Source organism: Microbacterium sp. M28, from assembly GCF_025836995.1.
Classification (GTDB): domain Bacteria; phylum Actinomycetota; class Actinomycetes; order Actinomycetales; family Microbacteriaceae; genus Microbacterium.
The window spans coordinates 3,341,464-3,363,857 of sequence record NZ_CP107546.1 but is presented as its reverse complement, the minus strand read 5'-3'; the positions used below and the strand labels follow the sequence as shown (position 1 = coordinate 3,363,857).

Below are 22,394 nucleotides of genomic sequence, written 5' to 3'. Positions count from 1 at the left end.
ATGTCGAACAACAGACTTCCGGGACGCATCAGCGGCCGGGTCATCGGAATCAGCATAGCGGCGGCCCTGGGCGGCTTCCTGTTCGGATTCGATACCGCTGTGATCAACGGGGCGGTCGACGCCCTCGCCGGAGCCTTCGATCTCGGCCCGGCACTGCAGGGCTTCGCCGTCTCGTCGGCGCTGCTCGGCTGTGCGATCGGTGCCTGGTTCGCGGGTTCCCTCGCGAACAAATGGGGCCGCATCCCGGTGATGGTCATCGCGGCGATCATGTTCCTCGCCTCGTCGATCGGCTCGGGACTCGCGTTCGGCGTCATCGATCTGATCATCTGGCGCGTGATCGGTGGTCTGGGGGTCGGCGCGGCATCCGTCATCGCCCCGGCGTACATCGCCGAAGTGTCACCGGCCCGCATCCGCGGACGACTCGGGTCGCTCCAGCAGCTCGCGATCGTGCTCGGCATCTTCACCGCGCTGGTCTCGAACGCGATCCTCGCGAACGTCGCCGGAGGCGCGGCCGATCCGCTGTGGTTCGGACTGGATGCCTGGCGATGGATGTTCATGGCCGAGGCCGTGCCGGCGATCGTCTACGGCGTGATGGCGCTGCGATTGCCTGAGTCGCCGCGCTTCCTCGTCGCGCGGGGAGAGCTCGACAAGGCGTCGCGGGTCCTGTACGACTTCACGGGCGAGACCGACGTGAATCTGAAGATCCAGGAGATCCAGGCGACCATCAACACCGAGAAGAGGGAGTCCCTGCGCGATCTGCGCGGCAACCTCTTCGGGCTGAAGCCGATCGTGTGGGTCGGCATCCTGCTCAGCGTCTTCCAGCAGTTCGTCGGCATCAACGTGATCTTCTACTATTCGACGACGCTGTGGCTGTCGGTCGGTTTCGACGAATCGAACGCCCTCCTGACCTCCGTGATCACCTCGATCACCAACATCGTCGTCACGATCGTCGCGATCCTGCTCGTCGACAAGGTCGGTCGACGGCCCATGCTGCTGATCGGTTCCGTCGGCATGACGATCACTCTCGGTCTCATGGCCGTCGCGTTCTCGTTCGGAACTCTTCAGGACGGCAGCGTCGTCCTTCCGCAGCCGTGGTCGCTGGTCGCGCTCGTGTGCGCCAACGGTTTCGTGGTGTTCTTCGGAGCGACCTGGGGACCGCTGGTCTGGGTTCTGCTCGGTGAGATGTTCCCGAACTCCATCCGCGCCGGCGCTCTGGCCGTCGCGGCGGCCGCGCAGTGGATCGCGAACTTCTTCATCTCGACGACGTTCCCGGCCTTCGCGGAGATCGGGCTCACGTTCGCCTACGGCTTCTACGCGTTCTTCGCGGCTCTGTCGTTCTTCTTCGTGTACTTCCGGGTCCCGGAGACCAAGGGACGCGAACTCGAGACCATGACCGACGTCGTCGAGATCACCCACCGAGGTCACAAGAAGCGCGCGTAGGCTTGATGGGTGACTGAAGCCATTCCCCGCCGAGCAAGCCTCGAAGTGCTCCGCGCCGAAGCGGCCGACGAACTGGCCGTCCTCATCCAGGAGCGGCTTCTCGGCGGCGAGGACCCGTGGGACTTCATGGAGGACCTGCCGAGCGTCGACGAACTCGTCGTGTACCTGCTGCGGGCGGACAACATCTCCGCCAACGACGGCGTCCGCCCCAACGCGGCTCGTCACTACCGCGTCCTTCGTCAGATCGCCCTGGAGTATCCGCCTCTGACCCCGGCGGTCTGGAAGCTCCTGGGGGACGGGCCGAAGTACCGCCGCTGGGACGCCACGATCGCGGACGCCTCCTAGCTCGGCGACAGCCTGAGCCATGCTCGTCGACTACGACCCCGCCTGGCCGGAGATGTTCCAAGACGTCGCCGCGGAGCTGCGCGGACTCGGAAACGCGGAATGGGAGATCGAGCACATCGGCTCCACGGCCGTGCCGGGGCTGACGGCCAAGCCGATCATCGATGTCGCGGTGCACCTCACGGCCGCAGACGAGCTGGACGCGTTTCGGGTGCGCCTCGAGGCGGCCGGCTGGCGGATAGGCAGCGGGGTGCGGACGCATCCGGTGATGGTGTTCGAACCGGGCGGGGTCCGTACCCGCATCGCCCACTTCTTCCCGCCCGAGCAGTGGGACACGGCGAACCAGCGCATCCTGCGCGACTGGCTCCTCGCGCACCCGGACGATGCGGCGCTCTACCAGGAGGCCAAACTGGCCGCCGCGCGGGATGCCGCCGCCGGCCGTGCGCGCTACAACGCAGGCAAGACCGCCGTCATCCAGCAGATCGTGGACCGGGCGCGTCAGGCGCGTGGGCTCGCGTCCGTTCCGGTCTACGACAAATGACGAAGGCCCGCCCCTCGACGAAGAGGGACGGGCCGTGAAGCGTCGGAGACACTCAGCCGATGAACTCGGCGAGGTCCTGCTCGAGCGCGAACTTCGGCTTGGCGCCGATGATCGTCTTGCGCTCCTCGCCCGCGGAGAAGACCTTCATCGCCGGGATCGACGTGATCTGGTACTTCATCGCCAGCTCGGGGTTCTCATCCACATTGAGCTTGAGGATCGTGATCTTCTCAGGGTGCTCGGACTGGATCTGGTCCAGAACGGGCGCGACCATGCGGCACGGGCCGCACCACTCCGCCCAGAAGTCCACCAGAACGGTGCCCTCGGCCTGCAGCACATCCTGATCCCACGTCGCCTGGCTCGTCGCCTTAGCAGTCATCAGTCTTCTCCTTGATCGAAGTCTCACCTGCCCCAACAGCAGGAGGGTGGAAAGTGTTCCCTAGCCGACGATGACCTCGGCGGCTTCCGCGGCCGGGACCTCGACGGAAGCATCCTCAAAATCCGCGAGGAAGTGCTCGGCATCCAGCGCCGCGACGGTGCCGGAGCCGGCCGCGGTGATCGCCTGACGGTAGTGCGGGTCGATGACGTCACCGGCGGCGAAGACTCCGGGCTTCGACGTCACAGAGGTGCGTCCGTCGACCCAGATGGTGCCCTCGGCGGTCAGGTCGAGCTTGCCGTGCACGAGGTGCGTACGGGGGTCGTTGCCGATCGCGACGAACAGGCCGTCGAGCGGAAGATCGCGCAGGGAGCCGTCGGTCGTGGAACGCAGTTGCACGCCGGTGACGGCGCCGTCGCCCAGGATCTCGGCGACCTCGCTGTTCCAGATGAACTCGATCTTCTCGTTCGCGAACGCCCGCTCCTGCATGATCTTGGAGGCGCGCAGGGTGTCCTTGCGGTGGATGACGTAGACCTTCTCGGCGAAGCGCGTGAGGAAGGTGGCCTCCTCCATCGCGGAGTCGCCGCCGCCGACCACGGCGATCGTCTTCTCGCGGAAGAAGAAGCCGTCGCACGTCGCGCACCAGGAGACGCCATAGCCGGAGAGACGCTCTTCGCCCTCGACGCCGAGCTTGCGGTACGCCGAGCCGGTCGCGTAGATGACCGTCCTGGCCTCGTGGACAGTGCCCGAACCGAGCGTGACCTTCTTCACGGTGCCGTCGAGCTCGAGCGAGGTCACGTCGTCGTACACGACCTCGGTGCCGAATCTCTCGGCCTGCTGCTGGAACTTGGCCATCAGCTCGGGGCCCTGGATGCCGTCGGGGAAGCCGGGGTAGTTCTCGACCTCGGTGGTGTTCATCAGCTCTCCGCCGACCTCGACCGAGCTCGCGATGAGCAGCGGTTCGAGGCTCGCGCGCGCCGCGTAGATGGCGGCCGTGAATCCGGCCGGGCCGGAGCCGATGATGATGACCTGACGCATATGCTCTCCTCGTTCCACTGCTTCAACCCATGGTAACGGCGAGGCATTCCCCGAGGGGCGCCTCAACGCCCAGGCAGGATGCGTCGGACGACGCCCTTCGCGACCTGCAGCTCCGGCGCCCGCAGCACCCACAGGAAGACCACGTAGACGGCGACGGACGTGACCGTGATGATGCCCGCTCCCAGCACGCCGAGGATCTTGTCGGCGGTGGTCCAACCGTCCACCCCGCCGAGCAGCAGGAAGACGCCCCAGCCGGCGGCGCCTGCGGGGATCGCCGCGAGGGTGAACCGGCCGAGTGACAGCATCCAACGTCCCGTTTCGAGAGACCCGAGCCGGCGGCGCAGCAGGATCGTCGCCACGATCGTCTGCACCGTGCCGGCGATCGACTGGCCGAGCGCGACCGCGGCGGCGAGCAGGGTGAGCGGCAGCGTGCCCGATGCGGACAGTCCCCAGGCGATCGTCGCCGTGATGGCCACGAGCGCGCACTGGAAGAGCGTGAAGAAGAACGGCGTCCTGGTGTCGCCGTACGCGTAGAACGTGCGCTGGATGATGAACAGGACGGCCAACGGCAGCAGTCCGACGAGGTAGCAGGCGAGGACGACGGCGGCATCCACCGCATCCGAGGAGGAGTTCGTGAAGACCCGGGAGGCCGGCACGGCCGCTGCGACGACGGCCGCCATCGCACCCATCAGGAAGAACCCGAGCGTGCGGATGCTGCGGGAGATGTCGCCTCGCACGTCGTCGTCGCGTCCGGCGGCAGCGTGCTCGGACAGTTGGGTGAAGTACGGGGTGCCGATCGAGTGCACGATGATCGAGTACGGCAGCATGAAGATCAACCAGGCGTTGTTCATCACGAACACGCCGGCGCCGTACCCGGAAGCCTCGCTGACCACCCAGTTCTGATAGAAACCGGCCGCCATGCTCGACAGCGCCATCAGCAGCGTCCAGCCGGCGATGCGTCCGACGTTGCCGAGGCCGACGCCGCGCCAGCGGAAGTCGACCTTGAGCGCGAGTCCGGTCCTTCGCCAGAACAGCAGCAGGATGCCGGCCTGCACCATGATGCCGGCGGTCGCCGTCCCACCGAGCCAGGCGATCATGTCGGGCGTCCAGTCCGCGACGGTCACGAGGTCGCTGCCGAAGAGGGCGCCGATGAGCAGGAAGCCGATGATCGAGATGATGTTGTTCGCGACCGGTGCCCACGTGAACGGGCCGAAGATGCGTTTCGCGTTGAGGGTCTCGCCGACCAGGGCGTACAGCCCGTAGAACAGGATCTGGGGCAGGCACCAGTACGCGAACGCCGTCGCGAGGGCGAGCTGCTCGACGTTGTACGCCTTGAGCTGCAGGGTCACCAGCCAGGGCGCTGCGACCATCGCCGCGGCTGTGGCGATGACCAGGACGACCGTCCCGAGGGTGAACAGCTTCGAGATGAACGCATTCCCCCCGTCGGCGTCCTTGCTCGCCTTCACGATCTGCGGCACGATCACGGCCGTCAGAACGCCGACCGAGATGAGGTTGAACACGCTGTTGGGAAGCTGGTTGGCGACCGCGAACGCGTCCGCTGCCTTCGAGCCGACAGACCCGACGACGCCGACGAGCACGATCGTGCGCAGCAGCCCGGTCAGGCGGGAGACGAGTGTTCCCGCGCCCAGCAGCGCACTGGCCCGGCCGAGGCTGGTCATCGATCTCCTTCGTCGGAGGCGGTGGCGGCGGAGGATGCCGTGGCGTCGGCGTCCTCCGCCGCCACCGCGCGATCGCGACGACGCCGCAGGACGGTGCGCACGATGCCGAACGCCAGCAGCAGGACGATCAGAGAGCCCAGGATGCCGAGGCCGATGTTCTCCCACTCGGCCCGCACCGTCACCTCGGCAGTCTCGGGAGAGCCGATCGGCACACCGGTCGGGCTGCTGAGCGTGAACGTCACGTCGAGCTCGCCGCTGGCGACGCGCGACTGCACCGGGATCAGCACGCGCGTGTTCGTGTTCGCCTGCGCCTGCACCTGGGTGTACGGCTCGATCGCGACACGGGAGTCGGAGGGATCGACCCTCAGCATGAGATTCACCGGCCACGGCAGGTCGTTGCGGATCCACACCGGAAGGTCGACGTTCGCGCTGATGAGCTGGATCGGCGCGGGTTCCTGCACGCCGACGGATCCGAGGGTCGTGACGGTCGCGGCGCGGAGATCCGCGTAGCCGGTCTCGAACGCGGAATCGTCGAGCCCGACCGCGATCACCCGCATCAATCGGATCCGCTCGGGCGCCAGCAGCACCTGCGGATCGTCGAGGATCGAGCCGAACGCCTCGAGGGCGTCCTCGTCGGCGAGCAGCGTCGTGAGCTTCGTCGCCCGCACCGCATCGGGCTCGCTCGCGAGCGTGACGGCGCCGGGGGTCGTGCCCCGCAGGGACCGGAGCGGTGCGGCGCCGCTGGTCTGCAGGACATCACGCAGAGCATCCGCGGTCCGTGCCTCGTCACGCTCCAGTCCGATGAGGATGCCGGACGCCGGTGCGCCGGAGAACGACAGTTCTGCATTCGCCTGAGCGAGCAGCGACTCGCGGAGGGCCTCGTCCGGCTCGGCGGCGGCTGCGGACAGGATCGCGGATGCCTCGGTGTCGCTCACGAGTACGGAGGAGCCGCCGACGACCGCGTGGCCGGAAGCAACGGGCTCGGCCACGGACGTGGAAGGCACGATCGTCGTCGCCGGTTCCCCGAGGTACACGTCGAAGGTCGCGAGGTCGTCGGTGGCGACGTCTCCGCGCGGCCACACGATGCCGGTGAGCTCGCCGCGGAGCGCGGTGAGCTCTGCCAGGTCGGGGAGCTCCACGGTGTCGCTCGGCGTCGGGGACGGCGTCGGCGAAGCCGAGGAGGAGGGTGCGGGAGTCGGCGTGGGCGATTCGTCCGCGGGGAAGTCCGCGGCGGTCATGAACGGGTCCAGCGTCGTCGGGGCGAGCGCCGCGCCCAGACCGGCGTGCGCCTGGGTGGCGAGGTCGGCGTCGCCGAACTGCAGCGCGAACGTCTCGTTCGGCAGGGCTTCGAGCCGATCGAGCCACGCGACGGCTGCGGCAGGTGCGGATTCACCCAGCACCCGGATCGCGGCGGGGATGGCGGGGTCGACGGCGAGGATCACCATGCTGCCGGTCACTCCGTCGAGCTGCGCGGTGAGCGCGCCGTCCGTGCCGGTGAGCTCGGACAGCTCGTCGGCGGTGAGCAGAGCCCCGGATGCCGGAGTCGCCGTGATCGGGACCACCACGCTCACCTGAGCGGTCGCGGCAGGTCGCACGGTGAGGACCGTGCGCGCGCTCGTGTCGTCGGCCTCAGCATCCTGACCGCCTGCGGGGGCGGAGAACGAGGCGTTGACGGCATACACGCCGGGCGGCAGCTGCTGCACCAGGTCGCTCGTCGCGGCGATCGGCGTGTCGAGATCTCCTCCCGCCGGCACGGCCGCGGTCGGGGCCGAGAACAGCGGGGTCAACGCATCCGCACCCGCACCCGAGCCCAGCCAGGCCGACACGGCGGAGGAATCCGCGAGCGGTGTCGGATCGATCTCGAGTTCGACGCGCGCCTCGCCGACGGACTCACCGGTGCCGTTGTCGACCGTGACCGTTCCGGAGATCGGGGAACCCGCGGGGATCGCCCCGTGCGTTCCCAGCGACACCTCAAGGGCGACCGAGCCGTCCGTCGTCGGATCCGACGGATCCTCGGTCGGATCGGCGACGGCCGGGGTGGCGGCGCCGAAGACGCCGAGAACGATCGCCGAGGCTGTGAGGGTGAGCGCAGCGACGGCGCGGGCGACGGGACGCCGGTGCGCGCGCTGAGCTGTACGGGGGATGATCACGGTCTCGGGGTCTTCCTCGAACGCGGCGAGCGGTTCGTGAGTGCGGACCCTGTGATTCTAGGCGGGACGCCGATCCGAACCCTGAAGGCGCGTAGAGTGACGGCCGTGTCCGACACCCCCGCCATCACCCCGCATCCGCTGCATGCTTCGGCGCTCGCCGCCGATCTCGATGCCGCCGACTTCCGCTCGGAGCCGCTGCGGCGACTGTGGGGCGAGGAGGCCGATGACGCGCTCGGGCGCGGAATGCGCACGCCGATCCTGCGGGCGATCGAGGACGACCGGTCGCCCCTGGCGACCCTGGGACGCTTCTTCGTCCTGGGTCTCCCGCAACCCGAGGCAGACATGTCGGCTGCGCTGCCGCGCGTCGGGGTGGATGGCGTCGTCGCCCTCGGGCTGGGGGTCAGGGATGCCGAGGTATCCGCCGTCCGTCCGACGGTGCTCCTGCGCCCGCAGTCCTTCGTCGACGCCGACGGGATCGGGGAGTGGTGGATCGCGAGCGATCTCGACGAGGTGGCACTGGGGTCGGCGCTCCCCGCCGACCACGTCCTCGGCGTCGGTGGGGCGTCCCGGACGCTCGCCGAGCTCGTCGTCCCGCAGCCCGTGAGCCGTGCACTCGACCTCGGCACCGGCTGCGGCATCCAGGCGCTTCTGGTCTCGCGGCACGCCGGCGCGGTCGTCGCGACGGACATCTCCGACCGAGCGCTCGCCTTCGGGGAGCTGAACGCGCTTCTCAACGGCGTGACGAACATCGAGTTCCGGCACGGGAGCATGTTCGAACCCGTCGCGGGCGAGGCGTTCGATCTCGTGGTGTCGAACCCGCCCTTCGTCATCACGCCGCGCGGCGATGACGTGCCGGCGTACGAGTACCGCGACGGCGGTCTGGTCGGCGACGCGCTCGTCGAGCAGTTCCTGCGCAGCGTGCCCGATCACCTGACTCCCGGCGGGATCGCGCAACTGCTGGGCAACTGGGAGTCCCGCGGCGGAGCCGCCGGTATGGACCGGATGCGTTCGTGGATCCCCGAAGGCCTGGACGCCTGGGTGATCGAGCGCGAGGAGCTCTCGCCACTCGCCTACGCCGAGTTGTGGATCCGCGACGGCGGAACGACGCCGCGGGATGCCGCGTTCACACCGCTGCTGGAGGCCTGGTTGGACGACTTCGCCGCGCGGGACGTGACGGCCATCGGGTTCGGGTACGTCCTGCTGCGCCGGGGGCGAGCGGATGCCGAGCCGCTGCAGCGATTCGAACGGATCACGCAGCCGCTCTCGCAGCCGGGACGGGCGCTGCAGTCCGGTCTCGCAGCGCACGACCTTCTCGCCGACGGCATCCCGCAGACCCTCTTCGTCGCCGGAGATGTCACCGAAGCCCGCCACCTCATGCCCGGAAACGACGACCCCAGCGTGATCGAGCTGCGCCAGGGCGGCGGTTTCGGCCGGACGATCGGCGTGGACTCGGCGCTCGCCGCGTTCGTGGGTGCGTGCGACGGCGACCTCACGGTCGCGCAGATCGTCGGGGCGCTGGCCGATCTGTTCGAGGTGCCGCTGGCCGAGCTCTGGGCCGACCTGGAACCGCGCGTCCGACAGCTCGTCTTCGACGGGTTGCTGCTGGCGGCGCCGTGATGGGCCCGCGGGCGTGCTTGTGGGTACACCTGCACGACTCGGGAACGGATGCACGGTGAATTCGGCGAATCCGTCGTGCATCCGTTCCCGCGTCGTGCATCCGTCCCCGGGTCTGCGGAAAGGGTCCGCGGAATAGGTCGCCCGGTTCATGCGTTCGAATGAATCATGAAGGCTTTCGGATTCCTCTCGTTCGGCCACTACGCCGACGTCCCCGGTTCGTCGACGCGGACCGCAGGAGACATGCTGCGTCAGACCATCGAGATCGCCGAGGGCGCCGATGAGCTCGGAGTGAATGGCGCATACGTGCGCGTGCACCACTGGGCGCGCCAAGCGGCGTCTCCGATGCCCCTGCTGTCGGCGATGGCCGCGCGCACGAAGCGCATCGAGGTCGGCACCGGCGTCATCGACATGCGATACGAGAACCCCTTCCAGTTCGCGGAGGAGGCGGCCGCGCTCGACTACATCGCCGACGGGCGCATCGCGCTCGGTGTGAGCCGAGGGTCACCCGAGACGGCGCTGCGCGGATACGAGACCTTCGGATTCGTCGACGAGGAGGACCGCGAACGCGGCAGCATCCTGGCGCGCGACAAGTTCGACCTGTTCCTGCGGGCGATCGACGGGGAGCGCATTGCACCAGGCGATCCGCGGATGGTCGGCGAGGGACGCTACCTCGCGATCGAACCGCAGTCGCCGACCCTGCGCGACCACATCTGGTGGGGAGCGGGCTCACGTGCGACGGCGGAGGACACCGGGCGCAAGGGCCTCAACATGATGAGCTCGACCCTGCTCACCGAGGCCACAGGGCAGCCGTTCCATGAGCTCCAGCGCGAGCAGATCGATCTGTTCCGCGCCGCCTACAAGGAGGCCGGGCACACCGGGAGCCCGCGGGTGTCGGTCAGTCGCAGCGTGTTCCCGCTGGTGAGCGACATGGACAGGGCGTACTTCGGCCTCCGCAGCGAGGACGGCGACGACCAGATCGGCATCATCGACGGGATGCGCTCGACCTTCGGCAAGACCTACGCCGCCGAGCCCGACGTGCTGATCTCGCAGTTGAAGCAGGACGAGGCCGTGATGGCCGCCGACACGCTCATGCTCACCATCCCGAATCAGCTCGGACCGGAGTACAACCTGCACGTGCTGCAGGCGTTCGCCGAGCACGTCGCGCCGGCGCTCGGCTGGAAGCCGAACACGGAGGGACCGGTGCAAGGCGATCCGGTCTGAGCCCCCGAGCCGAACGCGCTAGCGTGGCGGGATGGTCGAGATCACTCCGCTTCAGCCGCAGGACCGCCCCGATTGGCTGGAGCTCTGGCACGGCTATCTGACGTTCTACGAGTCCGAGATCGATCAGGCGACAACGGCCGCGACGTTCGACCGACTCACCGCGGATGCCGAACTGCACGGCGCCCTCGCCCGCGACGACGACGGCCATGCCATCGGTCTCGTGCATTGGCTCACGCACCCAGCGACCTGGACGCGGTCGGACTACTGCTACCTCGAGGACCTCTTCGTCGCGCCGGATGCCCGTGGCGCCGGAGCCGGCGAGGCGCTCATCGCACACGTCAGGGCGTGGGCTGAGCGCAATGGCAGCGCCAAGGTCTACTGGCTGACGGCCGAGAGCAACGCCACCGCCCGCCGGCTGTACGACCGGGTCGCGGACCGTAGCGGCTTCATCCACTACCAGATCCGGATGCCGTGACGACGGTAGCCTGACGGCATGACCTTCGACGGTGGATGGGATGATCCTCGTGTCGTCGCGCTGCGCGACGAGCAGCGGCGGCGGCAGACCCGGTTCTTTCTCGTGTTCGCGCTCATCGAGGGGCTCGCGCTGCTCGCAGCCACCGTCCTCGTGTACGGCTTCGAGCTCGTCGACCCCGAGCAGGGCATCTGGATCCTGATCGCCATCGCGGTCGCCGGCGGGATCGTGCTCAGCTCGTCGCTGCTGTCGATGATGCGCCGGCACACCCAGGAGCTGCGCGACCTCGGCGTGCCGCCGGGCCCGGCGCCCGGCGATCCGAACAACGCCGGCTGATCCGAACAACGCCGGCTGATCCGCCCCGCGTCGGCTGAGCCGCCCCGCGTCGTCGAAACCTCTCCGCAATTGCGAAGCCCCGTCGTATTCACGTAATTCAGACGGGGTCTCGCAACGCCGACGGGGTCTCGACGCTGAGGTGAGGACGTAAGAGACCCAGAGGCGCCCGGTACCCTGGAACCCATGCTCAATATGGCCGATGGCCTCGCTCGACTCGGTGCGCTCGCCGCCGACCCGGTCGTCCGCACCCTGGCCGATGCGTTCGCCGCGCAGGGATTCGAACTCGCCGTCGTCGGGGGACCGGTCCGCGACGCGCTGATCGGGCGCCCGACGCACGACCTCGACTTCACGACCGATGCGTCGCCGGATCAGATCCTCGCGATCGTGAAGCCGATCGCGACCGCCCACTGGGACATCGGTCGCGCGTTCGGCACGATCGGCGCCCGCGTCCAGGGCGAGCAGGTCGAGATCACGACCTATCGCGCCGACAGCTACGACGGCGTCACCCGCAAGCCCACGGTGGAGTTCGGCGACACGATCGACGGCGACCTCGCCCGGCGCGACTTCACCGTCAACGCCATGGCGCTGCAGGTGCCGGCGGTCAAGCTCATCGACCCGACCGGCGGCGTGGAGGACCTCATCGCCGGCATCCTGCGCACACCCGCCGACCCGAAGGTGAGCTTCGGCGACGATCCGCTGCGGATGCTGCGGGCGGCGCGCTTCAGCGCCCAGCTCGGCTTCGCGATCGACGACGCCACGCTGGACGCGATCTCCGAGCTTCGCGAAACCCTCAAGATCGTGAGCCCCGAGCGCGTTCAGGGCGAACTCATCCGCCTCATGCAGACGGACGACCCGTCCCGCGGCATCCGCGTCCTCGTCGACTCCGGACTGATCGAGGAGTTCCTCCCCGAGGTCAGCGCGCTGCGACTCGAGGTCGACGAGCACCACCACCACAAGGACGTCTACGAGCACTCGCTGACGGTGCTGCAGCAGGCGATCGAGCTCGAGCACTCCCGGCATCCGGGCGCCGAACCGGACGTCGCCCTTCGGATCGCGGCGCTGCTGCACGACATCGGCAAGCCCCGCACCCGCAAGCTCGAGCCGGGCGGAGCCGTCACCTTCCACCACCATGACGTGGTCGGTTCGCGCATGGCCCGCAAGCGCCTGCAGTCCCTGCGCTTCGACGGCGAGACGACGGATGCCGTCGCGAAGCTGATCGAGCTGCACCTGCGCTTCTTCGGCTACGCCGAGGGCACCTGGACCGACAGTGCGGTGCGCCGCTACGTGCGCGACGCCGGCGACTTGCTCGAGCGTCTGCACATCCTCACCCGCGCCGACGTCACCACGCGCAATCGCCGCAAGGCCACGCGTCTCGCCAGTGCCTACGACGACATCGAGTCGCGGATCGCGGCCTTGCGCGAGCAGGAGGAGCTCGACTCGATCCGTCCGGAGCTCGACGGCAACCGGATCCAGGAGATCCTCGGCATCGCGCCGGGTCGCGAAGTCGGCGAGGCCTACCGGTTCCTGCTCGACCTGCGCCTCGACGAGGGCGTGCTCGGGCCGGATGCCGCGGAGCAACGCCTGCGCGACTGGTGGGCGAGTCGGGGCTGATCCCTGCGCGAGCCGGTCAGCAGCCGCAGGATCGGCCGATGACGAGGTGCGCGTCGACGACCAGGTGACGAGGCTCGTGCTGCGGGCCCAGCAGCGCCTCGACGGCGGCTTCGGCCATCTCGCTCAGGGGTTGGGCGACCGTGGTCAGGGTCGGCCAGCTGTAGGTGGCATCCAGGGATCCGTCGAACGAGACGATGGCGAGGTCCTCCGGGACGCGCAGCCCTGTCTCGTGCGCGGCCTTCAGGACACCCCGACCCATCTGATCCGAGGCGACGAAGAGGGCGCGCGGCACGTCGCCCGTTCGAATCAGGCGGCGCATCGCGTCGTATCCGCCGTCGGGCGTGAATGAGCCGCGGGCGATCGGTCCGGGCTCGAGTCGCAGCCGGTCGAGGCTCTCGCGCCATCCCGTCTCGCGACCGTCCTCCTCATCGCCCGTGGTGCCGCCGATGACCAGGCCGATCTCCTCGTAGCCGTGCTCCGCGAGGTGCTCGACCGCGAGGTGTGCGCCGTGCAGCAGGTCGACGCCCACCGAGTCGCGGGCGGGAACGCTGGCGCTGTTGTTCAGCACCACGATCGGGATGCCCGCGAGATCCAGGTTGCGCAGGTCGGGGTCGAAGACCGTGCTGCACAGGAAGATGCCGTCCACGAGCCGCCCGGCCAACTGCTCCAGCTGCACGCGCTCCGTGGCGACCGACGAGTCCGAACTGGACGTGATGACCAGATAGCCGTGCTTGGCCGCCGCGACCTCGACCTCGTGCGCGAGTTGCGCGAAGTACGGGTTCATGGCCGTCGGCATGAGCATGCCGAGCATCTCGGTGGATCCGAGTCGCAGCGCGCGGGCAGACGGATTCGCGCGGTAGCCGAGCTTCGCGACGGCCTCCCGTACGCGTTCCTCCGTCGCCTCTCCGACGCGCTTGGTCCCGTTCACCACGTAGCTGACCACGGCGGGGCTGACCCCGGCGAGCTTCGCTACGTCGTTCCGCGTCGCCCGTCCGGGGGATGCGGCAGGTGAACGGGACACGGCGCCATCTTAGTCGCGCGCGGTCTGCGCGACCGAAGTCCCGATCTCCGCAGGGGCGTCCCCGAAGTCCGGAATCGTCAGGCGCTCGCCGCCGAGGAGCGCTGAGCGGTGCGCGATGATTCCGGGCAGCGTGTAGCGCGCGGCCTCCCACGCGTTCACCGGGGGTAGCGAACGCGTGGCGACAGCCGTGGCGAAGTCGTCCACCAGGAAGTGGTGGCTGCCTTCGTGTCCGCTCGGCAGACGACGCAGCGACTCCGGCAGGCGCGAGGCGTCGTGCACCGGGGCGAGGCCCGAGATGAACGCGTCGCGCAGTGCCGGGTCGACGTCGGCCAGGGAGGGGTCATCCGGCGACATCGACGGCTTGGTCTCGAGCTGCTCGGTGATGTCCTCCCAACCCTCCTTGTCCTGCCAGACGGCGGTCGAGACGAGCTGCTCGAAGCTTCCCTCCGTGCCGAAGTAGCGGAACCGGGACTCGCGCAGGTGCGACGGGTAGCCCACGCGGCGGAACTCGTTGATGCGGACGCTGCCGCCGCCGTCGAGCTCGAACAGCGCTGTGGCGTTCGAGAAGTCGTTGTCGAACATGCTGACCTCACGGTCGAACACGCCGTCGCCGCGGTCGTCCCGGACTCCGATGCAGCTGACGCTCACGGCGTGCGAGCCGATGGCGCCGATCACGCCGCCCAGCGAGTGCGTGGGGTAGAGCATGGGCGGGTAGCTGGCGGTGCTCTTCCATGCCTCGCCGCCGCTGTACTGGTAGGCGGCGTAGAAGCCGAGGTCCATATCGTGCACGTAGTCGCCCTCGGCGTAGAAGATCCGCCCGAACGCACCCTCGGCCTTGCGGCCTCTGGCATAGACGGTCGCCGGGTTGTAGTAGCTGGTCTCGCCCATCATGTAGGTGAGACCGGTCTCGCGGACCGCTTCGATGATCGCGGCGATCTCCTCTTCGGTGATCGCCATCGGCACGGCCGAGTACACGTGCTTGCCGGCACGAAGCGCGCGGACGACGAGCGGTCCGTGCGTCCACCGCTGGGTGAAGATCGCGACGGCATCCACGTCTGATTCGAGCAGGTCGTCGAAGCTCGCCACGGTGCCGGCGAGGTGCTCGCGCTCGACGAGTTCGCTCGCGCGCTCGGGGAGGACGTCGGTCACGACGACGGAGGAGACGAGGGGATGGGCGTTGAACAGCTTCGCGAACTGGCCGGAGAACTGGCCCGCGCCGACGATGCCGAGGGAGAAGGTCTGGTGAGTCATGCGCGAGAGTCTTCCACGATTGGTTACTCGTGTCAACGCGACTCTATGCGCAGAAATGCCGATCAGAATTAGGTCTTGTGCCCCTGAAGTGACTCGTGTAACTTCGCGGGCAACCTCATCATCGCATAACGACGGAGTATGAAGATGACAACGAGCACGATCGTCCTCGGGCGTCGCGGAGCGACGCGTGACGGGGGAGTAAGAACGCGACGAAAGCGCAGCGATCTCAAGATCGCTCTCCTGTTCATCACCCCGGCGCTGATCGGGTTGATCCTGTTCTACGTGGTCCCGACCATCCGCGGTCTGTACCTCAGCTTCACGCAGTACAGCGTTCTGGACGATCCGACCTGGATCGGCACGGCGAACTACGAGCGCATCGCCCAGGACCCGCTCTTCTGGAACGCGCTCGGCGTCACCGTCCAGTACGTGATCATCAACATCGTGCTGCAGACCACCATCGCGCTGGGCCTGGCTCTGCTCATGAACCACATCGCCCGGTCGACGCTCGTGCGCGGCATGCTGCTCATGCCGTACCTCATGGCGAACGTGATCGCCGCGCTGCTGTGGTTCTGGATGCTGGACTACCAGATCGGCATCGTCAACGACATGATCGAGTGGCTCGGCCTGCCAAGGGTGGCGTTCTTCGGAAGCCCGGAATGGGCGATCCCGACCCAGGCGCTGATCAACACCTGGCGGCACATGGGCTACACCGCGCTGCTGCTGTTCGCCGGCCTGCAGGCCATCCCCCGCACCGTGTACGAAGCCGCGAACCTCGACGGGGCCAACCCGGTCCAGACGTTCGGGCGCATCACGCTGCCGTTGCTTCGGCCGGTGCTCGCACTTGTGCTCGTGCTGACCGTGACCGGATCGTTCCAGGTGTTCGACACCGTCGCCGTGACCACGCAGGGCGGGCCGGTCAACGCGAGCCGCGTCATCCAGTTCTACATCTTCGAGAAGGCGTTCACGCAGCTCGAGTTCGGCTACGCATCCGCACTCGCGATGATCCTGTTCATCATCCTCGGCATCATCGCCTTCGTGCAGATGAAGCTGCTCCGCGGCAACGAATCCGACCTGGCGTAAGCGTAAGGAAGAGGCCATGACAACGACCACGACCATCGTCACCCAGGGGCGGCGCATCCGCCGACGCCTGACCTGGGGCTCCGCCATCGGCTGGGTCTTCCTGGGCATCGCGATCGCGATCAGCATCCTGCCGTTCTACTGGGTGCTTCGGACCTCGCTCTCGATGAACTCAGGACTGGCCGCGAACTCGTCGAGCCTGCTGCCCGTCGATTTCAACCTCGGCGCCTTCGCCCGCGTCTTCGGACTGCAGTCCACCGAGGAGGCGCTCGCGCAGGGCGGATCAGGCGCGGAGATCAACTTCTGGCAGTACCTGATGAACTCCGTCATCTTCGCCACGCTGACCACGGCGGGGGCGGTGTTCTTCAGCTCGATGGCGGCCTACGCGTTCGCTCGGCTGCGGTGGAAGCACCGCGATCTCGTGTTCGGCCTGTTCCTCGCGACGGTGCTGGTGCCGCCGATCTTCACAGCGCTGCCGAACTTCCTGCTGATCAAGAATCTCGGCCTGCTCGGGACCATGTTCGGACTGATCCTCCCGTACGTCTTCATGACGCCCTTCGCGATCTTCTTCATGCGGCAGTTCTTCCTGAACATGCCGCGCGAGGTCGAGGAGGCGGCCATGATCGACGGGGCATCCCAGTGGCGGATCTTCACGCAGGTCGTCCTGCCGAACGCCGCAGCGCCTCTCGCGACGCTGGCGCTGCTGACGTTCATGGGCCAGTGGAACGAGTATTTCTGGCCGCTGCTCGTCTCCGATGAGGGCACCCGGGTGCTCACCGTGGGCCTCGGCACGTTCAAGGCGCAGTCGCCGCAGGGAGCGCCGGACTGGTCCGGCCTCATGGCGGCGACCCTCGTCTCGGCCGTCCCCGTGCTGATCCTGTTCGCCGTGTTCGGCAAACGGATCGTCAACTCCATCGGATTCAGCGGGCTCAAGTGATCATGAGAGGACGCCGCACCATGCGCCGCACCATGAAGAAGACCGCCGCCAGCACCGTCGTCGTGCTCTCCGCTGTTGCGCTCGGTGGCTGCACCACCGCCAGCGAGGTCAACACGATCGACTACTGGCTCTGGGACGCCAACCAGCTGCCCGGCTACCGCCAGTGCGCGGAGGACTTCAGCGCCGCGAATCCCGAACTGACCGTGCGGATCACCCAGCTGGGCTGGGACGACTACTGGAGCAAGCTCACCAACGGCATGGTCGCCGAGAACGCCCCCGACGTGTTCACCAACCACCTGTCGAAGTATCCGGACTACCTGCGCTTCGAGCAGCTCGTCCCGCTGGACGACACGGAGGTCGACTTCGATCTGTATGCGGACGGTCTGGCCGATCTCTGGGTCGGTCAGGACGGCAAGCGCTACGGAGTGCCGAAGGACTGGGACACGATCGCTCTGTTCTACAACCGGGACATGCTGGCGGATGCCGGCATCACCGAGGAGGAGATGGGCGAGCTGACCTGGAACGCCGAGGACGGCGGAACGCTCGAAGACGTCATCGCGCGCCTGACCGTGGACTCCAACGGTGTCCGCGGCGACGAGGAGGGCTTCGACAAGAACGACGTCGAGGTGTACGGCCTCGGGCTCGCCGCCTCCGGATCCGGGATGGGCCAGGCGGAGTGGAGCTGGTTCACGGGCACGACCGGCTGGACCCACACGAACCAGACCCCGTGGGGCGATCACTACAACTACGACGACGAGCGGTTCCAGGATGCGATCGCCTGGTGGGCCGGCCTCATCGACAAGGGGTACATGCCGCGACTCGAGACCACCATCGGTGCGTCGATGTCCGACAACTTCGGCGCCGGACGCACCGCCATCAATGCGAATGGATCGTGGACGCTCGGTCAGTACGCCTCCTACGACGGCATCGACCTCGGCATCGCCCCGACGCCGATCGGACCGGAGGGCGAGCGGTCATCGATGTTCAACGGCCTCGCCGATTCCATCTGGGTCGGTACCGACAACCTCGAAGGCTCGCAGAAGTGGGTCGAATATCTCGGATCGGCCGCCTGCCAGGACGTCGTCGGAGACAAGGGCGTCGTGTTCCCCGCGATCCTGTCGTCGGCCGAACGCGCGGTCGCCGCCTTCGAGGAGCGCGGCCTCGACGTGTCGCCGTTCACCGACCATGTGACCGACGGGACCACGTTCCTGTTCCCGATCACGGCGAACGCCGCGCAGGTGGACGGGATCATGCATCCCGCCATGGATGCGGTGCTCACCGGCCAGACGGATGTCAGCTCGCTGACGAGCGCCAACGAGCAGGTGAACCGGCTGTTCGAAGGTTCGGGCGAGGAGACCACTGACGACTGAGGCGTCGGGTCAGGGTCGCCGCCGGTCGGTCGACGACGGGATGCCGGCGGCCTCCGACCACGCTGTGATGTCGACTCCGGCGGTGATGATGCCCTCCGCGGCATCCGTCACCGCCGGAGGCCGGAAGATCGGCTGGTTCACGATGCGCAACGGTGTCAGGGCACCGGTGTGGTGGTCGGCTCCGGCGTCGGAGCCCCCGGCGCCGGGGTCGGAGTCGGAGTGGGCGTCGGATTGGAGGCATCGATCGCGGTGGCCTGACCGAACGGCGCTCGCGCCGGTGCGATCGAGTCCTCATCGACCTCGCCCATGTCGTTCAACTCGGCCTCCGGCAGCGGATACACGTTCCAGATCGGCTGATCACGGAAGTCGCGCAGCGGGACGGTGACCTTGTCGCTGCCGTCCTGCCAGCCGTAGTCGCCGCTCTCCGGGTCGTGCAGGTTCAGCGGAGTCCCCTTGCCGGTGAACAGCTGGACGTCCTGCAGTGCCTTCCCCTCCGCGTCATAGACGAAGATGTTGCCGACCTGGACCCCGTTCAACAGCAACTCACCCGGCGGGTAGTACCCCTCCGAGACATACTCGGTCTGGGTGCTGACCATCCACACGAACACGAACGGCAGCGCCGCTGCGGCCACGATGCTCACGACAGTGCGGACATGGCGCAGCGCATTCGACGGAAGCCACCTGCCCCGTCCCCATTGCACGCTCACCAGGGTCAGCGCAGCGAGAAGTCCCCATCCGAGCAGGCTGTCCGGCCAGAAGCTCCCATGGCCCTTGCCGGTGATGCCGAGCACGATGCCGTAGATCGCGGCCGCTCGCAGCACCCACCACACCGGCCGCAGGGCGACGAGCAGATCGAGCATCCAGGCCCCGAACCGGCTGGAGCGGATGCCCGCCGCCAGAGTGCCGAGGCGGGAGCGCACTCGGGTGCCGAGCGATTCCCGCATCCTGCTGTCCGAGCGCGGTGGCAGACCTGCGGCGTTGCGGAGTTCCTCCGCGTATCCGGCCGGATCGTCCAGGTCGATCGATCCGTCGTTGTCCGCCGCCTTCTCCGAGAGATCGGCGACGAGGCCGACCGTGATGTCTTCAGCATCCTCAGCGGGGAGATCGTCCAGATGACCGCGGACGGCTGCAGCGAAGGCGCGGATGCGTTCGTCCAGCGATGCGTCGATGGTGTTCATCACTCGGCTCCGATCGAAGGGGATGCTGATTCCGAAGGATCGAGCAGACCGCTCATGGCGGCGGAGAACTCGGTCCAGATGGCGGCCTGCTGGTCGAGGGACGCGCGGCCCTGCGGGTTGATCGCGTAGTACTTGCGATGAGGGCCGCCTTCTGACGGCACGACGTAGCTGGAGAGGGAACCCGCGGCGTACAGGCGGCGCAGCGTCCCGTACACCGACGCGTCACCTACATCGCCGAGGCCAGCTTCGCGCAGGCGCCGGACGATGTCGTATCCGTACCCGTCCTCCTGGCGCAGAACCGCCAGCACGGCGACGTCCAGTACGCCCTTGAGCAACTGCGTGGTGTCCATCGAACTCCTCTGTTGCAGTGCACGCTACCACGCAATGCGCAGTAGTGTGTGAAACGCGAGTCCGCCTTGCGTGTCGGACCGCGGTATTCGCGGGGTCAGAACGCGCGAGCCCAGACGTTGATAGCGATCACCATGACGATGACGACGATCCACATCCATCCGGTCCGGCGCTTGAGCCGCCGCCCCGACGGCGCCACTCCCGGAGGCGGCGTGATCATGCCGACGGGAGGCGCGAAAGGCAGGCTCTCCGCCGCGCCGGTCGGCGTCGCGGCGGAGGACGCCCCGGGCGAGGCGTGCTCCACCCGCAGGCGGTCGTCTCGCCAGCGCGCCCACTGGTCGAACTTCGTGATCAGCGCCCCGACGGCGCCGAACAGCCAGGCCCAGGTCGCCGGATCCAGCGTCGATGCCTGGCGCTTGGAGTACAGGAACAGCCAGTCGTCGACGATCTCGACATCCAGCTCGGCGGCGTTGTCGATGAAGCGCGCCATGATGTCCGGGGTGAACAGGTAGAGCGCGTCGCGCTCGTACCCCTCCGGGCAATAGAGCGTGAAGTAGCGGTCGAAATCGCCCTCGAGCGACAGGTGCTGGTCCTTGTCGAAGGAGGAGGGCAGGTTCGATCCGAAGCCGTTGTTGCCCACGGCATCCAGGACGATGTTCGGCAGCGGGACGTCGAGCTTCACCGCGACGTATCCCCACCGGTACGTCGTCGAGCTCTTGCCGTGCTTGACCGTGTACTGGTAGTTGCCGAACTCGACGAAGCGCGGGCTGTGCCCACGCACCAGCATCGTCGAACGGCGGCCGTTGCCGTGCTGGAAGATCATGCCGGGCAGCGCCGGGTTGTCCACGCGATCCTCGTACGTCATGTTGTTCGCCGCGGCGAAACGGCTCAGCCGGTAGCGCGCTTCGCGTCCGCGTCGGTGGCTGAACAACGCTGTCAGGCCGACAGCGATGAACACGACGCCGAAGATCGCGAACGGGAGCATCGACAGCCCGGGAAAACCACGCGACGCGACCATCGTGAACGAGGCGATCAGGATCGGCACGGCGATCGCGAGGGCCAGGACGCCGGCGACGATGCCGAGGATCATCCCGACACCGCCGCCGGTCCGCCGTGCCCGCATCTCGGCGACGAAGGCGCTCACGGCCTTCGGATCCACCGGATCCGTGAGCGGCCGCGCGTCGAACGTGATCGCCGGCTTCGGCGTGGTCACGCGTTGACCTCGTCACCCGTCCAGGACAGGTCAGCTCCGTCCGGGATCGGCAGCGCCTCGAGCCGGTCGTCCGCGCAGATCGCGGCGATCAGGTCCGCGGATCCTGCGACGACCGTCGAGTCGAAGTCGATCTCGCTCACCATCACCCAGGCGCGATCCTCCGGCCACAGGAGGCTGGGGTGCTCGGCCCGAGGCGGGAACCCGCGCGGTTCGCCCGCCCGGTCGCGCCACGGCGCGTCGAGGATCCAGTCCGGATCGCCGAACCGCGAAGGCGCGGCGGAGAACAGCACGTGACGGCGACCGGGCAGCTCGAGTCGTGCTCCCTGCGAGATCTCGTCCGACAGGATGCCGGAATGCCAGGTGGGCTTCGCGAACGGATTGTTGAACCGGTCGTGGATGCTCTGGTCGAGCATCGCCTGATGATTCGGGTCGTCGCTGATCAGGTACGCGCGCGATGAAGCGGACTTGAGGGCGCCGACGATGTCGCCCCATCCTTCCCAGACGGCCGCGTATCCGGCATCCGGCGTGCGGGTGTGCGCGATCAGGATCGACGACAGTGCGGCGAGGTGGGACGGCGCCATGGCGCCCTCGTCCGGTGAGGTGAACTCGCGTCCGTCCGGCGCGATGCGCACCTGCCACCCGGCGCCTTCCGGCGTCCGGACGATGCGCTGCCACTGGGCGAGTGGATGCATCCTCGTTCCGAACGCGGATGCCGTGTCCGCCCACGTGATCTCGCGATCGTCGAACTGTGCCATCAGGCGCTGCTGCTCGGCATCCGACAGCCGCACCCACTCATCCATGTCGGGAACGGCGCGGCCGGGCAGCGATCGCACCCGAGCCGGGTGGAACACGCGGGCGTAGGCCGGGAACCCGTGCGGCACCACGCCGAGGTCGTCGTCGAGCCGCTCGCGCAGCCATGCGCCCGCCGTGGTCGGTTCCGCCACCCATTCCATGCGTCCACGGTACCCGGCGCAGGTCCTGCTCGCCGCGGGGGCCGATACGCCGGATGTCGGACCGTTCCGCCGAGAACGTCCGACGAATGGCGTGTCGGCCCCCGAACTGGTCGGGTGACGAAAGCCGGCCACCACCGCCGACCGCCACGGTCGGCGCCGCCGCCTGGGGCACCGTCCGTTCACCCGGCCGTCGCCTCCCGGCAACACGCGCGTGCCACCATGCCCG

Annotated in this window: 22 protein-coding genes; 11 read left to right on the top strand and 11 right to left on the bottom strand. The window is 68.1% G+C overall.

Annotated elements, in window-relative coordinates; translation table 11 throughout:
• From OED01_RS16300 to OED01_RS16290, 3 genes are read left to right on the top strand one after another with little or no spacing between them, the layout of a single operon-like run.
• The gene (locus tag OED01_RS16300) at positions 1–1,440 is read left to right on the top strand and encodes a sugar porter family MFS transporter (RefSeq protein ID WP_264156333.1); all 1,440 of its coding nucleotides are present in this window, start codon (positions 1–3) and stop codon (positions 1,438–1,440) included.
• Between the two features lie 9 nt (positions 1,441–1,449).
• Positions 1,450–1,785: a tryptophan synthase subunit alpha gene (locus tag OED01_RS16295; RefSeq protein ID WP_264156332.1), complete on the top strand. Its 336-nt coding sequence runs from the start codon at positions 1,450–1,452 to the stop codon at positions 1,783–1,785.
• Positions 1,786–1,804: 19 nt separating this feature from the next.
• A complete protein-coding gene (locus OED01_RS16290) occupies positions 1,805–2,323 on the top strand; it encodes a GrpB family protein (RefSeq protein WP_264156331.1) in 519 nt (172 codons plus the stop codon).
• A gap of 52 nt (positions 2,324–2,375) precedes the next feature.
• On the opposite strand, the gene trxA is transcribed toward OED01_RS16290, so the two are convergent.
• From trxA to OED01_RS16270, 4 genes are all read right to left on the bottom strand, one after another.
• Positions 2,376–2,699 (bottom strand): thioredoxin, encoded by a 324-nt coding sequence (gene trxA / locus OED01_RS16285; RefSeq protein ID WP_243228441.1) that lies wholly within the window; start codon positions 2,697–2,699, stop codon positions 2,376–2,378.
• Between the two features lie 60 nt (positions 2,700–2,759).
• Positions 2,760–3,734: a thioredoxin-disulfide reductase gene (gene trxB, locus OED01_RS16280; RefSeq protein ID WP_264156330.1), complete on the bottom strand. Its 975-nt coding sequence runs from the start codon at positions 3,732–3,734 to the stop codon at positions 2,760–2,762.
• 62 nt (positions 3,735–3,796) lie between these two features.
• Entirely contained in the window at positions 3,797–5,413 is a 1,617-nt protein-coding gene (gene murJ, locus OED01_RS16275; protein ID WP_264156329.1) for a murein biosynthesis integral membrane protein MurJ, read from the bottom strand.
• Positions 5,410–7,563: a DUF6049 family protein gene (locus OED01_RS16270; protein WP_264156328.1), complete on the bottom strand. Its 2,154-nt coding sequence runs from the start codon at positions 7,561–7,563 to the stop codon at positions 5,410–5,412. Before OED01_RS16270 ends, murJ begins: the two co-directional genes overlap by 4 nt.
• Positions 7,564–7,659: 96 nt before the next feature.
• Here OED01_RS16270 and OED01_RS16265 point away from each other — a divergent pair, with 96 nt between their 5' ends.
• The 5 genes from OED01_RS16265 to OED01_RS16245 all read left to right on the top strand — a co-directional run bounded on the left by OED01_RS16265 (position 7,660) and on the right by OED01_RS16245 (position 12,820).
• Positions 7,660–9,180, top strand: coding sequence for a DUF7059 domain-containing protein (locus OED01_RS16265; protein ID WP_264156327.1), 1,521 nt, complete (start codon positions 7,660–7,662; stop codon positions 9,178–9,180).
• Positions 9,181–9,345: 165 nt separating this feature from the next.
• Positions 9,346–10,401, top strand: a complete 1,056-nt coding sequence (locus OED01_RS16260; RefSeq protein ID WP_264156326.1) for an LLM class flavin-dependent oxidoreductase — start codon at positions 9,346–9,348, stop codon at positions 10,399–10,401.
• A gap of 31 nt (positions 10,402–10,432) precedes the next feature.
• Positions 10,433–10,876, top strand: a complete 444-nt coding sequence (locus OED01_RS16255) for a GNAT family N-acetyltransferase (RefSeq protein WP_264156325.1) — start codon at positions 10,433–10,435, stop codon at positions 10,874–10,876.
• Between the two features lie 18 nt (positions 10,877–10,894).
• A complete protein-coding gene (locus OED01_RS16250; protein WP_264156324.1) occupies positions 10,895–11,209 on the top strand; it encodes a hypothetical protein in 315 nt (104 codons plus the stop codon).
• Positions 11,210–11,392: 183 nt separating this feature from the next.
• A complete protein-coding gene (locus tag OED01_RS16245; RefSeq protein WP_264156323.1) occupies positions 11,393–12,820 on the top strand; it encodes a CCA tRNA nucleotidyltransferase in 1,428 nt (475 codons plus the stop codon).
• Between the two features lie 16 nt (positions 12,821–12,836).
• On the opposite strand, the gene OED01_RS16240 is transcribed toward OED01_RS16245, so the two are convergent.
• Both OED01_RS16240 and OED01_RS16235 read right to left on the bottom strand, forming a co-directional pair.
• Positions 12,837–13,841, bottom strand: coding sequence for a LacI family DNA-binding transcriptional regulator (locus OED01_RS16240; RefSeq protein WP_264156322.1), 1,005 nt, complete (start codon positions 13,839–13,841; stop codon positions 12,837–12,839).
• 9 nt (positions 13,842–13,850) lie between these two features.
• Positions 13,851–15,092, bottom strand: a complete 1,242-nt coding sequence (locus OED01_RS16235; RefSeq protein ID WP_264156321.1) for a Gfo/Idh/MocA family protein — start codon at positions 15,090–15,092, stop codon at positions 13,851–13,853.
• A 138-nt stretch (positions 15,093–15,230) separates the two neighbouring features.
• Between OED01_RS16235 and OED01_RS16230 the strand changes: the two genes are divergently transcribed.
• Genes OED01_RS16230 through OED01_RS16220 form a run of 3 tightly spaced genes read left to right on the top strand, consistent with a single transcriptional unit; the run spans position 15,231 to position 18,476 of the window.
• Positions 15,231–16,172 carry a carbohydrate ABC transporter permease gene (locus OED01_RS16230; RefSeq protein WP_413231593.1) on the top strand — a complete coding sequence of 314 codons (942 nt, stop codon included), beginning with the start codon at positions 15,231–15,233 and terminating at the stop codon, positions 16,170–16,172.
• 16 nt (positions 16,173–16,188) lie between these two features.
• Entirely contained in the window at positions 16,189–17,106 is a 918-nt protein-coding gene (locus OED01_RS16225; protein WP_264156319.1) for a carbohydrate ABC transporter permease, read from the top strand.
• A gap of 20 nt (positions 17,107–17,126) precedes the next feature.
• Positions 17,127–18,476, top strand: coding sequence for an ABC transporter substrate-binding protein (locus OED01_RS16220; RefSeq protein ID WP_264156318.1), 1,350 nt, complete (start codon positions 17,127–17,129; stop codon positions 18,474–18,476).
• Between the two features lie 9 nt (positions 18,477–18,485).
• On the opposite strand, the gene OED01_RS16215 is transcribed toward OED01_RS16220, so the two are convergent.
• The 5 genes from OED01_RS16215 to OED01_RS16195 form a co-directional block, all read right to left on the bottom strand.
• A complete protein-coding gene (locus OED01_RS16215) occupies positions 18,486–18,617 on the bottom strand; it encodes a hypothetical protein (RefSeq protein ID WP_264156317.1) in 132 nt (43 codons plus the stop codon).
• A 14-nt stretch (positions 18,618–18,631) separates the two neighbouring features.
• Positions 18,632–19,654, bottom strand: coding sequence for a hypothetical protein (locus OED01_RS16210; RefSeq protein WP_264156316.1), 1,023 nt, complete (start codon positions 19,652–19,654; stop codon positions 18,632–18,634).
• Complete coding sequence (locus OED01_RS16205) at positions 19,654–20,004, bottom strand: PadR family transcriptional regulator (protein WP_264156315.1); 351 nt, start codon at positions 20,002–20,004, stop codon at positions 19,654–19,656. Before OED01_RS16205 ends, OED01_RS16210 begins: the two co-directional genes overlap by 1 nt.
• A 95-nt stretch (positions 20,005–20,099) precedes the next feature.
• Positions 20,100–21,215, bottom strand: coding sequence for a hypothetical protein (locus OED01_RS16200; RefSeq protein ID WP_264156314.1), 1,116 nt, complete (start codon positions 21,213–21,215; stop codon positions 20,100–20,102).
• A complete protein-coding gene (locus tag OED01_RS16195) occupies positions 21,212–22,168 on the bottom strand; it encodes a hypothetical protein (protein WP_264156313.1) in 957 nt (318 codons plus the stop codon). The genes OED01_RS16200 and OED01_RS16195 overlap by 4 nt, the downstream gene beginning before the upstream one ends.
• Positions 22,169–22,394 lie beyond the last annotated feature (226 nt).